We start from the raw sequence: 14686 nt of genomic DNA on the forward strand, positions 1-14686 counted from the left end.
CACCCTCGTGAAACGCAGAAGCCTACTCCAAAGCCTCGCCGCAGCCCCGCTCGCCGGGCTGGGCGAGGCGCAAGCCGCGCCGCGCCGATCGCGCGACCATACCATCGCCGACCTCGAAGTCTTCCAGGTCCAAGTCAACAAGCGCGGCAACTGGGTGATCGTGCGGCTGCGCACGGCGAGCGGCCTCACCGGTATCGGTGATGCGTCGCACGGCGGCGACGATGCGCGCACGGTGACGTTCCTCAAGCAGCTTGCGGACCTCCTTCGCGGCCGCCAGATCTTCGATGTCGAGTGGTTCCGCGCCGCCGCCGCCGCCGTAGTCGCGCAAAGCGGAGGGCAGGCCCGGTCCGCCGCGAGTGCGCTCGAACAATGCCTGTGGGACCTGATCGGCAAGGCCACCAGACAGCCTGCCTACCACCTGTTTGGCGGCCGCCTGCATGATCGCATCGCGCTGTATGCCAACATCAACCGCTCTACCGATCCACGCACACCCGAAGGCTTCGCCGCCATGGCCCGCCGCGCCGTCGACGCCGGGTTCGATGCGATCAAGCTGGCCCCGTTCGACGAGATGCCCAAAATTCCCTCGCCGGGCGCGGACGTTACCGAGGGCGCCCGCCATGGCCTGGCCTGCGCCCAGGCCGTGCGCGACGCGATCGGCCCGGCACGCAAGCTGATGATCGACGTGCACAGCCGCTTCACCCTGGCGCAGGGATTGGATCTGCTCCCGCGCTTCGAACCACTCGATCTGTTCTGGCTGGAAGAAGTCACTGCCGAAAACGGCTTTACAGACCTTGCTACGATCAATCGCGCTGCCCGCATGACCACCGCCGGCGGTGAGGCGCTGTTCGGCATCCGGGAATTCTATCGCTATGCCACGGCGGGCGCCGTCGACATCGTCATGCCCGACGTCAAGCTGTGCGGCGGCATGCTCGAACTCAAGAAGATTTCCGCGATCGCCGAGGCCGCCGACCTGTTGGTCTCCCCGCATGGCCCGGCCAGCCCGGTCGGCAACGTCGCGGCGGCGCACGTGATGGCGAGCGTGCCCAACTTCACGATGCTGGAATACGCCTTCGGTGAAGTGCCGTGGCGTGCCGAATTGCTAGAACCTTTCGAAGACGTGCGCGGCGGCACGCTCACCCTGTCGTCACTGCCCGGCTTCGGCGTGGAACTGAACGACAAGGCCTTGGCGAAATACGCGGTCTGAGACCCGTGACGACGATCGGGAGATTCGCATGGAGACGTACATGACCTTGGACCGGCGCAAACTGCTGGCCTCGCTCGGCGCAATGCCCGCGCTGCTGGGGCCGGGCCGCGTTCTTGCTAGGACTGGTGCCTCGCACGCCCCGATCGACCACATCGAAGAAGATCTGCGCCGCTACATCGGCTTCGGCGCGAAGGCATCGGGCGGCGCGGGCGACAATGCCTCGGGCGCGTGGATCGCCGATGAACTGGCCTGGGCCGGGTACAGCGTCGAGCGGTCGACGTTCCACGCCCCGTTCTTCGAACCCCGAACGGTGGAACTACGCGTAGCGGGCACGGCGGCCTCGCTCATCCCACAGGCGATCGTCCGGCAGACCCCGGCAGAGGGCGTGGATGGACCGCTTTTCCGTTTCGATCCCGGCAGCCCCGCATCGATCCCCGCCGGCGCGATCGTGCTGATCGACCTGCCCCGCCAGAACTGGTCGACCGCAACTGACCCGCTTATCCGCAAGGCCGTCGCTGCCTGCGAGAGGGCGGGGGCCGTGGGCGTGGTCCTGCTGACCAACGGCCCCACCGGCGAGGCGATCGCCCTCAACGCGCCGGGGGACGAGCCGCTCTTCACGCTTCCCGTCGCCTGCCTCGCGCCCCGAGACGCCGCGCCGTTCCTAGATGCGGCCTGGGATCGGACCAGCGCCACCCTGACCGTCACCGGCCGCGCCGGAAGACGAGAGGCGTTCAACGTCGCCGGACGCTACCGCGCGCCCGGAGCGACCAGGAACGTCATCGTCACCACTCCCCGGTCCGGATGGCTGACATGCGCGGCCGAGCGCGGCCCCGGGATCGCCATCTGGCTCGACCTCATGCGCTGGCTGCCGACCAGCGGGCTGGCGCTCAACGTCGTCTTCAGCAGCAACAGCGGTCACGAATACGAAAACCTCGGCGCATCGCATCAGATCGAAAGCAAGCTACCCAAGCCCGAGGAAACTGCCCTGTTCCTGCTTTTCGGCGCGGGCGTCGTGACGCAAGCGACCGAACTGCGCGACGGACATCTGACGCCGCTGGCAACGAGCGCCAAGCGCTTCTGCATCGTGACCGACCCGGCGATCGCGCTGGCCCGGTCGGTGTTCACCGGCTGGGACGGCTGGAGCGATCCGGCGTTCATCAAAGACGGCGGCGCCGGGGAGGCCGGTACGGCAATCCGCTCGGGCTATCCCAACGTAATCGGATTCGTCGGCACGAACCCATACCACCATGTTGCGGGAGACACCGGCTCTATCGTCGATGCTGACCTCATCCGCAGGGTGGCGCGGGCAAGCCGGGAACTGCTCGTCCGCGTTTGAGCCGTGTTCTTAGAGCCCCGCTCCAATGCACGCGAGCAATCGAAATTGCCTTATCATTATATTCAGATCGAAAGCTGACGCCTAAACTCCACTCGCCAAAGCCGGGGCCAAGATTCCGCCCTGTTAGTGGACGTTCCTGAGCAAAAGTTGGCTGCCCGAATCCGGCCGTCCGTTCATCGCTTTAGGCTCGACGAAGGCGCCTCTGCAGACCAAATGTGAAGAACGGCTTCGGAAAAGAGCAAAAAATCTGGTACGCTTGCTCATCGGCAAAGTCCGGCGCCTCCGCGCCCGCCACTCGGCCAGATGCCACAGACCCGTAACTCCAATGAGCGTCACGAACCAGAGCGACCACAGTCCGGCCAGCCTATGCAGGTCGCCCACGTACCGCCGACCGTCCCCCTTGCGCTTGATCGGCCGGGTCCAGCGCCGGAAGCCCCGCCACCACTTCTTGTAGACAGGAAACGCGGTAACGAGCAGTACGAGCAGAGGGATCGACAGCATCGCGACGATTGGCAGCCCGATGCTGCCCGGTAGCATGAGATGACGGTGCAACTGGCGCAGGGCCCGGCGCGCTGTCAGGGTCGAACTCACGCCTTGGACGTCGGCCGACCATGGATCCGCGTAGACGATACGATCCTCGCCGCGCCCGTCGATCACGTGATCTCCGCCGCATATCCGGGGGCCACTGGCGAATTGATCTCCTCGATAGTGCCGCCCGGCAACGCACGACCGGCGGCATCGAACCAGCGACGCCACGCGAGTCGATGCCCGAAGCGCTGGCTGGGCAAGCCAGTCCATCTCCTGGGACACCGTCGCAAGCGTTCCGGTCAGGAACACGAAGACCATCAGCAGGCTTAGCTTGAGCCCGCACCAATGATGCAGCCGCCACCACAGCGAGCCCGCTGCTGTAGCCGTTTTGCGCTCCACTACTTTCGGCTTCACCAGTTGGCGACAATCTTGACGGTGAAGGCACGCGGACGGCCGAAGTAGCTCTGCCGCTCGGAATAGCCCACCGACTGGAAGTACTTGCGGTCGAAGAGGTTGGTCACGGTGCCGGCCAGCTTGACTCCGTTACCGAGATCGTAGCCGAACTGCGTATCCACCGTCGCATAGCCGCCCTGCGAGAAACGGGCGCCATCGTCGGTACGGTAGAACTCACCGTACACCTTGACCCCGCCACCCAAGGACAAGCCCTGCAAAGCGCCCTGCTGCAATTCGTAGTGCGTCCAGAGCCGGAAGGCATGGCGAGGAGTGCGCGGGTCGAAGGGAAGGCCTGCATTCGCCGGATCGTCACGGTAGCGGGTCTTGGCGTAAGTGTAGCCGGTGATGAGCTGCCAGCCGGGCGCGACCTCGCCCGCGATTTCCGCCTCGAAGCCCTTGCTGCGCATCCGGCCGGCGGCGACGGAGAATTCCGGCTCGTCGGGATCGGCGATCGCGCGGTTGCGTTCGTCGATCCGGAACAGCGCGACATGCCCGTTGAGCCGACTGTCGAGGAACGCCCCCTTGAGACCGACTTCGTACTGGCTCCCGGTCCGCGGCTTCAGAGCGTCGTTCTCGACCGTTCGTTCCTCTTGTGGCGAGAAGATCGAGGCGTAGGAGACGTAAGCGGAGAAATGCTCGTCCAAGTCTGCGACGGCGGCGGCGTAAGGTGTGAACTTGCCGCGAATCCTGAGGGCGGAATCCTCTTCCCCGCTCTCGCGATCCCACGAACCGGTATCCCACCAGCTTACCCGTCCGCCCAGCACGAGCGTTCCCCAAGCGGCCGGCTTCAGCCGCGCCTGCGCGTAGACGCCGTATTGCGTCGTCTCGACACCGTCAAAACGGTCGAAAACGAGGTCCTGTTCGGGCACGTCGTGATCGGGAGCGAATACGTTCTGCACGATCTCATCACCGCGCGCCCGGTCCATTTTTTCGCGCGCGGTGCGGTAGTCGGCGCCGAAAAGGACCTTCTGTTCCTGCCCGGCCATCTCGAAGGGCACCAGCAGGTGCGCGTCTATGTTGTAGTTGGTTTCCCGGTCGATGCGGTGCTCGGGGGTCAGTTCCGTGTTGCCCGTGACCGGATCGATCGCCGCGGCCGCGAAGGCGATCTTGCCGTCGCGCTTGCGCTCGAGGAAGCTGGCCGTGGCGGTAAGCACCGCGCCGCCGTCGAACCGATGCTCGAGGTTCGCGAACAGGTCTCCGGAACGGGTCCCGCTGTGATCCCACTTGGTGCCGATGTAGGTCGAGCGCGGAACGTCGGCGAGAGTACCATCGGCATAGGCGGGCAAACCGCGCGCGTTGCGCCCATGGCCCCGCTGCCAAGTCCCGCCGAGCGTCAGCGTGGTGGTCTCGGCAATATCGACATCCACCGTGCCGAACACCAGCCAGCGCTGCGTGTTGATGAGATCCACAAACGATTCCGCATCGTTGATCACCGCCACGCCGCGTGCCCGGATGGAGCCCGCGGCATTGAGCGGCGCACCGATATCGACCTGCCCGCGAAACTGCTGCCACGAGCCGACCAGCCCCTCCACGCCGGCGGAGAAGGTGTCGGGCGCGCGCTTGCGCACGAGGTTGACGGTCCCACCCGGCTGACCTGCGCCCTGGAACAGACCGGAAGGCCCGCGCAGAACCTCGATCCGGTCGTAGATCGCGGTATCGAACATCATCACGTCGTTGTTGCTGGACACGGCCGCGCCATCTACCCGCAGCGAATCAACCGGCAGGCCGCGGAAGAAGATTTCGGTGCGCTCGTTGACGTCGTCGTTCTGGACGAGGACAGCGCCGGTCGTCACCGCGATAGCATCGTTGACGGTGTTGAGGTTAAGGTCGTCGAGCTGGCTGCGCGTGACGACCGAAACGGACTGCGGGATTTCGCGCAGGCTCTCGCCCATCCGGCCGATGTTCATCTGCCGGGTGGTGTACGAGCCCGTCCCCTGCGTCGCCATGTCGTCGTCGAGGGCCGTGGCGGTCACGCTGACGGAGCCCAGCGTAACGACGTTGGGTTCGGAAGCGGCCGGGGCCGCACCGTGCGTTTCAGGTTCGAGCGAAATGGTGGTCGGCGTGACGAAGCGGAAAGTCAGGCCCGTGCCCGCGAGCAGGCGCCGCAGCGCCTCGCGCGGGGTCAGCACGGCTTCGACCCGCGTGGAGGCCCGCCCCTGTGCGAGGCTGCTCCTGTAGCTCACCTGGATGCCGGACTGGCGCATGTAGCGGCGCAGGGCGTCGGGCAGCGGCTGCGCGGGAATGGCGAACTGGCGCGTCTCCGATCGCGCTTCCTGCGCGGAGGTGCCGATGGGCAGCGCCGTGGCAATGCAAGAGGTTGCCAGCAATGTGACATGAAGGTTTGAGCGCATGGCGAAAGCAATGCGCGGCAGCAAGGTTATCACGAAAATTCCCCCGAACGATGGCGCCGTCAGGACGGCCAAAACATATGCCGTCGCGTCGCATTAGCATTAACGGCGCCTGGTAGACCGTTCGCGGGCCGGTTCTGGCCAACCCCGGTTCGATCTTTTTTCCCGGAACTACCTCGGCATGACGATCGCGACGCCGCCGGGCAGCCAGCGGACCGACAGTCCGGCCTCGTTGGCGATGGCGCGCAGCGCTTCGTCGGCACGGTCGGTCCGGAACGCCCCGCTTACCGGCTCCCCGCCGGAAAGGTCTGCCCAGATCCAGGTAGGCCCCCGGCGATAGCGCCCCACGGCAGTGATCGCGGCCGCTACGTTCGAATCGTCGAGCAGCAGTTCGCCGTCACGCCAGGCAGCGATGTCTGCAGAGCTGCGACGACGCCCTCGCCTGAGGCCCCCGGTTTCGTCGTAGGCGAGTGTTTCGCCTTCTTGGAGGCGCAGCGAGGCAGCCTGCGCAATGCCGCGCGGACTGACCTTCACCGCGCCTTCGGCCACGCCGACCACCGTGCCGTCGGCCTCTCGGCGCACCTCGAAGCTTGTGCCGATGTCCTCGATCACCCCGCCCGACGCGGCCACACGGAAGGGCCGCGCGTCACCGTGGCGAACCGTGAAGAACGCATTGCCGGCCAGGAGTTCGACGCGCCTCTGCTGCCCGTCGAACGCGACGGCGATCGCCGCCTCGCTGTCGAGCACCGCCACCGATCCGTCCGGCAGGGCAATCCGGAGCACCTCGGCCGACGTGGTGTAATCCGCCTTGGCCCAGAGCAAGGCCTGCGGGGCGAAGAACGCGGCCATCAGGCCGGCCGCCACCGCCCCACTCAAGGCGGCCACGGGGCGTGAGGCGAGCCATCGGCTCACCCGCCGCGAGCGTGACCGCCACCGCGATGCGGGTTGGACGAAGATGTCCGGATACCGGGACAAGTCCTGCCAAGCAGAGCGGCGGCGCTCGAACGCGGCGCGATGACCGGAGTCGGCCGCCAGCCAGGCCTGGCAGGCATGGATCTCGGAACGCGTGACCTCGCCCGAGGCGAGCAGCAGTACCCAGTCTCGCGCCTGTTCATCGCTGGACGCACCATGATCCGCCACTGTCCGCGTCATCAAATCCTCGTCGCGGTTCGACCGCGTTGTTTTTGCCTCGCATCCAAGACCGGTGCCGCCGTCGTTTTGGCCAACCATCCGACTACTATTCCGTTTCGTCGCACAGGGGCATAACGGCGTCGAAACCTCGGCGGAGGTGTTTTTCGACCGTGGGACGGGAGATGCCGAGCCTCGCGGCAATATCGCGATACGACAAGCCTTCCAGCCGGCTGAGTATGAACACTTCCTGGGTCCGGACCGGCAAGGTCGTGATTACGGCCGCGATCCGCCGGAGCTGATCGCGGGCGAGGTGAGGCCGCTCGCCGGCGCTGCCCTCGACAGGCTGACTGAGCATATCGGCCGCTTCCGCATGAACGGCGTCGCGCCGCCGGTCGGCATGGGCATGATCGATCGCCAAGTTCCTGGCGAGGCGATAGAGGTAGGCCTTCTTGTTCTCGATAGGCGGATGGTCGTCGATCCGCTGAATGCGCAACCAAATGCTCTGCGTCACATCCTCGGCCGCGGACGCATTTCCCACGATACGCTGAACAAGGCGCATCAGGAGAGGGCGTTCGCTCAGCAGCAGGCGCGTCAGGGAGCGTACGTTGTTCGACATGATCTCGCCGAGGCCGTAGGGATGTTGCGAATAGTTCGCAATTAATTCCTTCGTACCTCCTTCCGCATTCACCTCACGAGGGGCTCAGCGAATTGACTGAACAGCCGTTATAGTTCGAAACTTGAGAAGCTTGATCAATACGTCCGCGCCCTCTCCGGCAGATTTGCCCGCCAGATCGGCGCGGACTATGTTGTACGGACTTAGGAGCATGTGCCCGAGCGTCGCTGCAGGCCACGCGAGGGTCCAGTCGCCACGAGCCTGGGCACGCGTGTCCTGAAGCTTGCCCTCCATTGAGGATATTGACGACAAAACGGCCGCGGTTACAAAAAGCAGGCCAGATGGTGATTGGAGAGACACCCTAGCCGAGCGGCGATTGCTAAGTGCTGCGAAGCGGTAAGATACGTCCCCACGCCACGCCAGTTCCTTGCCGTCGCCTACCGTGCGCGTAGTCGAGATGCGCGAGAGGTAATAACGCGAGGGGTCGGCGATATCGTCGTTCGGCAGCACGAAAGTCGGCGTGCCCGAATCGTTGTTGAACACCGCATCCGGGCGCGAGGCGATGAAGTCCACGTCGAGGTTGTTGGCGATGTCGGTCGCCTTCGAGCGGGTGTAGGAAAATTCGGTCGCGGCGGTCCAGTCCCCGCTCTTCCAATCCGCGCCCAGCGCTGCCTGGTAGCGATCGGCCTTGCTGTCATAGGCCTGCCGAACTGGGCAACGCGGCCATTGGCGATGCTCAGCGACTGCAACAGCTTGGTATCGTTTTACGAACTGCAGCGGCGAAAGCAGCGTCCCGTTCATCGAGCTGAAGTTCTGGTTGCCGTTGCCTTCGTCGCGGAAACCATAGAACAGCCCGTCAACGCGGATCGTCAGCCGGTCGTCGGGCGCCCATTGCAGCGTGGCGTTGGCGGCCGGACGCTTGCCGGTGCCGATACGGTCGAACGCACCGATGACGTCGGTGCGGAACACGTGCGGTTCGGCCGGATTCGCGCCGCGCGGGTTCAGCGGGACGCCCGGCGTATAGGGCGCGCGGCTGTTGTCGATGTTGTAGCCGAAGTAGCCGCCACCGAAGATCGTCTCGTCGCGGTACCGGGTCTGGTGGAAGGACACGCTGACCAGCGCGCCGATCTCGCCGATGCCGGTGTCCCAGCGGTTGGTCAGGAGAGCGCTGACATAGGGATCGATCTTGTCGGACTGCTTGCTGTAAACTTCGCGGCCAGCCAGGGTCGATATCCGAAAGGGGAGAGCTGGGACAATCCTGCCATTCCCCGATAATATTCCGAAAAGCAGGTATACGCCCGAAACCTGCCGTGGTGCAAAACACCTGATCTTCTTGCAACGGCATAAATGCCACACGCGTGACAAAATTTCCCGCTCCCTATTGAGCGCTCGCGAAGCTGCTGCTATCGCGAATAGGTCGCATTAACAAATGATCCGCTTTCATAATGACACGTGGCACCATCCGCGCCTGGTATTTCGTCCATAAATGGACCAGCCTGATCTGCACGCTTTTCCTGCTGATGCTGTGCATCACCGGCCTGCCGCTGATCTTCCACGATGAGATCGACGCGCTGTCGGGCGTGCCGGACCAGTCGGCGGCCGCCGGGGCCCCCTCCTCTAGCGATGGCCCCGGCCTGAAGTCACTTGATGCGATGCTAGCAAAGGCTCTGTTGAGCAAACCGGGCGAGGTCCCAGTGTTCATGGCGTTCGACAATGAGACGCCGCTGATGACCATAACCACTGCGCCGCGGCCCGACAGCAAAGGGGCTGAGATGACCATCCACGTGCTCAATCGCGCGACGGAGGAGGCGACCGGCCAGGAGACAGAGGAAGGTGTGATGCACTTCCTGCTACAGCTCCACACCGACATGTTTTTGGGCCTCCCGGGCATGCTGTTCCTGGGGCTGATGGGCTTCCTGTTCTTCATCGCCCTGGTGTCGGGCACGGTCCTCTACGCGCCCTTCATGCGCAAGCTCGACTTCGGGACGCTCCGCGTCAGCCGCAGCGAGCGGCTGCGCCAGATCGACTATCACAATCTGCTTGGCATCGTCGCGCTTGCCTGGATGAGCGTCGTGGGTCTTACCGGTGTGATCAACGCTGCCGCCACTCCACTGCGCCAGATGTGGCAGATGGGTGAGCTTGCTGAGATGACCCAGACGTACAAGGGACAGCCGCCCTTGCCACCCTCGCGCTATGGTTCGATCGACAAGGCGATGGCGGAAGTGCGCAGGGCGCGGCCCGGCAACAATCCCCAGTTCATCGCCTTTCCCGGCGGCGCCTTCAGCAGTCAGCATCATTATGCCGTCTTCCTGCAGGGCACGAGCAAGCTGACCGAGCATGTGCTGACACCGGCGCTCGTCGATGCTGAAAAGGGAGTTCTCACCGACATTCGCCAGATGCCCTGGTATATGGTTGCCCTCTCCTATTCGCAGCCGCTGCATTTTGGGGATTATGGGGCCCTGCCCCTCAAGATCCTGTGGGCGATCCTCGACCTCTTTACTCTTTATGTTCTGTGGACCGGGATCCAGCTATGGCTTGGCAAGCGCCGCACCAGTGCCGACGCGCATGTCCGTGAAGTCGAAAGCGGTGGCCTGGTGGTGCCGGCCGAATGACCACGAAATCCCAAACCCGCACCCGGTCGTTCTGGACGGTGTTCGCCGCTCCGCTGGTGATGGGCGTGCTGAGCCTAATCGGGCTGGTGTCGGCGCTCGCGGGGGATGGCCTGGCTGACTGGCTGTCCTGGGCCGCGCTGTCGATGCCCGTGCTGGCCGTCGCCTGGGCGATGCGGCGACGCCGGAGGTAAGGCTGAGGCCATCAAATTCGTTTTAAACCAGGGGAATATCCGTGACGTTCAATATCACTCGCCTGATGATAGGCATATCGCTCGGCGCCCTCGCCGCGCCTGCCTTTGCGCAGGAGAGCGCCGATGACATCATCGTTACCGCGCAGAAGCAGAACCAGACAGCGGTGCTGCGCGGCGGCAGCGTCGGGGTGTTCGGCGACAAGCAGGCTGAGGACACGCCGTTCAGCATCAAGACCTATAATGAGGCACTGATCCTCAACCAGCAGCCGCAAACCTTGGGGCAGGTGCTGGAGAATGATCCCGCGGTTCGCACCACAACGGGCTTCGGCATTGCTGGCGAACTGTTCGTCATCCGCGGCTTTGCGCTGAGCGGCGACGATGTCGGCTATGGCGGCCTATACGGCATCGCGCCGCGCCAGCTAATCGCGCCCGAACTGGCCCAGTCGGTCCAGGTGCTGAACGGCTCCAGTGCGTTCATCAACGGCGCGGCACCGGGCGGCACCGGTATTGGCGGCAGCGTCAACCTGATGCCCAAGCGCGCCGGGGACCGCGACCTCAATCGCCTGACCCTCAACTATACCGGTCCCGAGCATATCGGGGGCGCCTTCGACGTAAGCCGCCGTTTCGGCGCCAATGGCGAATGGGGCGTCCGCATCAATGGCACGGCACGCCGGGGCGAAGTGGCGATCGACGACGAGCTTCGCAGCTCCTATGTGCTGGGCAGCGCGTTCGATTACAATCACGGCCCGCTCCGCCTGTCGCTCGATCTGGTCTATCAGCGCGTGAAGGTACAACATCAGCGCCCCAAGCTGGTTATCGGCAGTGTCATCCCCGCCGTACCGGGTGCCTCCACCAATTTCGGCCAGCCGTGGCAGTATTCCACACTCCGCGACATTTTCGGCCAGTTCCGGGCGGAATATGACATCGCCGACAATGCGATGATCTACGCCGCGTTCGGCGCGCGTGACGGCTCGGAACGCGGCTTTTACCAAACTATTCGCCTGACCGATGCCATTACGGGTGCCGCCACGGCGCAGGGTTCGTTCATTCCCAGGACAGACAATAATGAAGCGGCGACGGCGGGAATGCGCGTCAAGCTGGCCTCGGACCTTTGGAGCCATGAGATCAACTTCGGCGGATCGCTCAATTGGCTGGTCAACCGCAACGCTTATGAATTCTACGCCGTCTCCGGGACAACCAATATCTACGACCCGGTCGCAGTGCCCCGGCCTAGCGCCCTAACCTCCAAGGGCGGCAATCTCGACGATCCATTCCCCATCACGCGCCAGAAGCTGAGTAGCCTGTTCGTGTCCGATACGATCGGTTTCTGGGACAACCGGCTCCTGATCACTGCCGGCCTTAGGCTGCAGACGATCGGTAGCAAAACCTATACCGCCAATGCCACGCCCGCCGTTCCGGCCGGCGGCCTTTCGGGACAATATAGCAAGGATGCAGTTACCCCGGTACTTGGCCTCATAGTCAAGCCGGTGGAAGGGCTGTCACTCTATGCCAACCGGGTGGAGGGGCTGGTGCCCGGCGCGACCGCCGGGGTCAGCGCCAATGCCGGCAGCGGCGTCCTGCCGGTCAGCAACGCCGGCGAAATCCTGCCACCCTTCATCTCCACCCAATATGAATTCGGCGGCAAGCTGTCGCTCGGTAAGGTCAATGCCGGCATCGCGCTGTTCCAGATCGACCGCGACATCGCGATCTATACCCTCGATACCGCTCGGCCCGGCTTCCTGGTCTATGGCCCCTTCGGCGTCCAGCGCCATCGCGGGATCGAACTGAGCATCGACGCCGAGCCTGTCGACGGCCTACGTCTCATCGCCGGCGGGTCCATCATCGACGCAAAATTGCGGAGGACCCAAGGCGGCGTGAACGAAGGCAACAAACCGACGGGCGTTCCCGAATATCTGCTCAACGCCAACATTGAATGGGACGTGCCATTCATCCCGGCGCTTACCCTTACGGGCAGGGTGGTGAACACCGGCAAGCAGGCAGCGAACCTCACCAACACGCTGTTCTTGCCGAGCTGGACTCGTTTCGACCTTGGCGTCCGTTATGTTGCACTGGTTGGCGACAGTCCGCTCACCCTGCGCGTAGGCGTCGATAATGTCGCCAACAAGCGCTACTGGGCGTCGGCGTTCGACAGCTTCCGGCCTGATCTTCAACAGGGTGCACCGCGCACGTTCAAGGCGTCTGCCTCGATCGACTTCTAGTGCAAGGAAAGGCAGGCGGCATCCAGGTGCCGTCCTGCCTTTTACCAGCGGATCGCCCGGCGCAATTCCGGTGCTTTCCGGTACGGCGGTTTTACGCGTTCGCCTGCCTCTGCTGAACAACCGGGATAGCGCTTAATGGCTGCAGCTATCAGCGTCGCTAATGGCTGATTTCGGCGTGAGCGGACGTTTCCGCCACCGAATCGGAACGGCATGTGTTGGCCGCCTGCTGCCGCAATCGAACGCCGGGTCATGGTCGAATGCGCCCGGAAATCATCGCAGAGACTCTGCTGTGCTGCAGCCTGCCATAGTCAATGGGCGCGATAAGGGTCCCCTTAAAAGGCGCTCAGCTCTAAACAGTGCCGGTAGAATCCGCGGTCACGTCAGCCTGGACATCGTTGATCGGTCGGTGAAGTTTAGAGGCACGTTCGTGCACACATCAGCGCCGCAAGGGCGCTGATGCGAGGCGCACCCGTAAGGGGATGCGCTGGCGCGTCGGCGGGCGCCGCGCTGAGTAGCGACTAGGCGTCAATCAGGTCATCATCCTCGAATGCCACGGGCACGGGCTGCTGGCGGCGCTTCGGCTTGACCTTACGCACATTCACAGAAGCCGCGCTGATCATGTTCTTGATGTGGGCGGCATAGTGCTTCTGGATCATCTCGACACTCGTCCGGCAATTTCGCGCGACTGCGTAGATATCGGGGCCTTCCATGAGCCGCAAACAGATATACATGTGGCGTAACGAGTACGCGGTTCGGGCCTTGCCATCCCGATCCAGCTTGAGTTCCGCCCTGGCGAGCAAGCCGTTGAACAGTTTTACGTGATTGCCAGCAAAGACCTTGTCGGTCGGTTTCGGCAACTCCGCTTCAGGTGCGTCGTCGATTCCAGCCCTGCGCCGTCGCTGCGCCGCGCGGCGGCTTTCAGCCTGGACGAGCTTGGAGCGATTGAGCAGCCGCTCATAGGGGCGAACGGCATTGGGCATGCTCTTGCAGAAGACCACCCTCGCTTGCCGCGCACCTCGATTTCCAGGATCTGTTGCCCCGTCTTATCGTCAATGACGATTTCGACGTCACGGTGCTCGAGGTTGGAAGCTTCATCGGGCCTGAGACCGGTATTGGCCATGAACAGGACGTAGTCGTGCACTTGCTGCGCGTCCCACTTAAAGTGGGCGTGGAACGGCTCATTGGCATAAGATCCGGTTGCCTTGTAGAGCAGCTTGTATTCCCCCGGACTGAACCAGGGCCGATGCTCCACCTTGCTCGAAGCGCGGTAGGGGCTGGAGATGTCGGGCAGGTGCGACAGCCAGCCATGACTCACAGCGGTGCGCAGCACCTGGCGCAGCGTCACGATTTCGTTGTGAAGGGTTTTTCGGGCAGGCGCCTTGTCCGAGACCGGGCGATTGCTTTTCGAATGCGGATTGGCGATGCCCCGCGACGACATCCGGTGAACCCGGTACTCCTGCACCGTGCCTCCCGTGATCTCGGACAAACCAAGGTCGCCAAAGAACGGCAGCAGATGCACGCGAAGGCGAATACCGTGCCCCTCGGTCCAACGCTTGCTGCGCTGTCCCTCGGTGATGATCTCGTATTCGCGAAGGAACTGGGTCGCGGCGTCCTTGAAGGTCTTTTCGGTCTTTAGGATGCCGGCATGCAGTTTGCCGCGCAGGCCGAGGTACCAGTCTTCGGCAACCTGCTTGGCCAGCGACAGGCTGTCCGTCTTTGTAGTGGCCCGATGCTGCCTGCCACCAACCGATGCAGAACAATTCCAGTTGCCGCCGTCGATGCGCCGGTAAACCTGGACCTTCCCGCCTAATATCTCGTGCCTCTGCATGACAAGCCGCCAGCGCTTTGATTGGGCCTGGGCAATAATGTCTCACAAATCGCGAACACCCGCAAATGTGTTAGCGTTGTGCTAGGCACATAAGCCTGTCACCGATTTCGGCGGGCGCCTTAAGATATTGTTTTGATTTTTAGATCTGGTTGCGGGGGCAGGATTTGAACCTGCGACCTTCAGGTTATGAGCCTGACGAGCTACCGGGCTGCTCCACCCCGCG

Annotated in this window: 12 protein-coding genes and 1 tRNA gene; 5 read left to right on the forward strand and 8 right to left on the reverse strand. The window is 63.7% G+C overall.

What is annotated here, in order from left to right; translation table 11 throughout:
• Positions 1–7 precede the first annotated feature (7 nt).
• Both AC07M9_RS17500 and AC07M9_RS17505 read left to right on the forward strand, forming a co-directional pair.
• The gene (locus tag AC07M9_RS17500) at positions 8–1204 is read left to right on the forward strand and encodes a mandelate racemase/muconate lactonizing enzyme family protein (RefSeq protein WP_494885445.1); all 1197 of its coding nucleotides are present in this window, start codon (positions 8–10) and stop codon (positions 1202–1204) included.
• A 40-nt stretch (positions 1205–1244) separates the two neighbouring features.
• Positions 1245–2540: a protease-associated domain-containing protein gene (locus AC07M9_RS17505; RefSeq protein WP_494885447.1), complete on the forward strand. Its 1296-nt coding sequence runs from the start codon at positions 1245–1247 to the stop codon at positions 2538–2540.
• A 123-nt stretch (positions 2541–2663) separates the two neighbouring features.
• On the opposite strand, the gene AC07M9_RS17510 is transcribed toward AC07M9_RS17505, so the two are convergent.
• From AC07M9_RS17510 to AC07M9_RS17530, 5 genes are all read right to left on the reverse strand, one after another.
• Entirely contained in the window at positions 2664–3482 is an 819-nt protein-coding gene (locus AC07M9_RS17510) for a PepSY-associated TM helix domain-containing protein (RefSeq protein WP_494885448.1), read from the reverse strand.
• The gene (locus AC07M9_RS17515; protein WP_494885449.1) at positions 3479–5905 is read right to left on the reverse strand and encodes a TonB-dependent siderophore receptor; all 2427 of its coding nucleotides are present in this window, start codon (positions 5903–5905) and stop codon (positions 3479–3481) included. Before AC07M9_RS17515 ends, AC07M9_RS17510 begins: the two co-directional genes overlap by 4 nt.
• Before the next feature lie 135 nt (positions 5906–6040).
• Positions 6041–7099 (reverse strand): FecR family protein, encoded by a 1059-nt coding sequence (locus AC07M9_RS17520; protein ID WP_494885451.1) that lies wholly within the window; start codon positions 7097–7099, stop codon positions 6041–6043.
• Positions 7100–7106: 7 nt separating this feature from the next.
• Entirely contained in the window at positions 7107–7688 is a 582-nt protein-coding gene (locus AC07M9_RS17525) for an RNA polymerase sigma factor (protein WP_494885452.1), read from the reverse strand.
• Positions 7689–7700: 12 nt separating this feature from the next.
• Positions 7701–8978, reverse strand: a complete 1278-nt coding sequence (locus AC07M9_RS17530; RefSeq protein WP_494885453.1) for a hypothetical protein — start codon at positions 8976–8978, stop codon at positions 7701–7703.
• Between the two features lie 80 nt (positions 8979–9058).
• On the opposite strand from AC07M9_RS17530, the gene AC07M9_RS17535 reads away from it, so the two are divergent.
• Genes AC07M9_RS17535 through AC07M9_RS17545 form a run of 3 tightly spaced genes read left to right on the forward strand, consistent with a single transcriptional unit; the run spans position 9059 to position 12635 of the window.
• Entirely contained in the window at positions 9059–10225 is a 1167-nt protein-coding gene (locus AC07M9_RS17535) for a PepSY-associated TM helix domain-containing protein (protein ID WP_494885454.1), read from the forward strand.
• A complete protein-coding gene (locus AC07M9_RS17540) occupies positions 10222–10416 on the forward strand; it encodes a hypothetical protein (protein ID WP_494885456.1) in 195 nt (64 codons plus the stop codon). The genes AC07M9_RS17535 and AC07M9_RS17540 overlap by 4 nt, the downstream gene beginning before the upstream one ends.
• A 41-nt stretch (positions 10417–10457) precedes the next feature.
• A complete protein-coding gene (locus AC07M9_RS17545; protein WP_494885458.1) occupies positions 10458–12635 on the forward strand; it encodes a TonB-dependent receptor in 2178 nt (725 codons plus the stop codon).
• 518 nt (positions 12636–13153) lie between these two features.
• Here AC07M9_RS17545 and AC07M9_RS17550 read toward each other — a convergent pair.
• From AC07M9_RS17550 to AC07M9_RS17560, 3 genes are all read right to left on the reverse strand, one after another.
• Positions 13154–13492, reverse strand: a complete 339-nt coding sequence (locus AC07M9_RS17550; protein WP_494885460.1) for a site-specific integrase — start codon at positions 13490–13492, stop codon at positions 13154–13156.
• Positions 13450–14463: a site-specific integrase gene (locus tag AC07M9_RS17555; protein ID WP_494885461.1), complete on the reverse strand. Its 1014-nt coding sequence runs from the start codon at positions 14461–14463 to the stop codon at positions 13450–13452. The genes AC07M9_RS17550 and AC07M9_RS17555 overlap by 43 nt, the downstream gene beginning before the upstream one ends.
• 146 nt (positions 14464–14609) lie before the next feature.
• A tRNA-Met gene (locus tag AC07M9_RS17560) sits at positions 14610–14686 on the reverse strand.

The organism is Novosphingobium sp. GW821-FHT09E05, from assembly GCF_059416165.1.

Bases quoted from the DNA above. Each gene is read 5' to 3' on its own strand.
- AC07M9_RS17505 (WP_494885447.1), top strand. From the start codon at position 1,245: ATGACCTTGGACCGGCGCAAACTGCTGGCCTCGCTCGGCGCAATGCCC.
- AC07M9_RS17520 (WP_494885451.1), bottom strand. From the start codon at position 7,099: ATGGTTGGCCAAAACGACGGCGGCACCGGTCTTGGATGCGAGGCAAAA.
- AC07M9_RS17535 (WP_494885454.1), top strand. From the start codon at position 9,059: ATGACACGTGGCACCATCCGCGCCTGGTATTTCGTCCATAAATGGACC.
- AC07M9_RS17540 (WP_494885456.1), top strand. From the start codon at position 10,222: ATGACCACGAAATCCCAAACCCGCACCCGGTCGTTCTGGACGGTGTTC.
- AC07M9_RS17555 (WP_494885461.1), bottom strand. From the start codon at position 14,463: ATGCAGAGGCACGAGATATTAGGCGGGAAGGTCCAGGTTTACCGGCGC.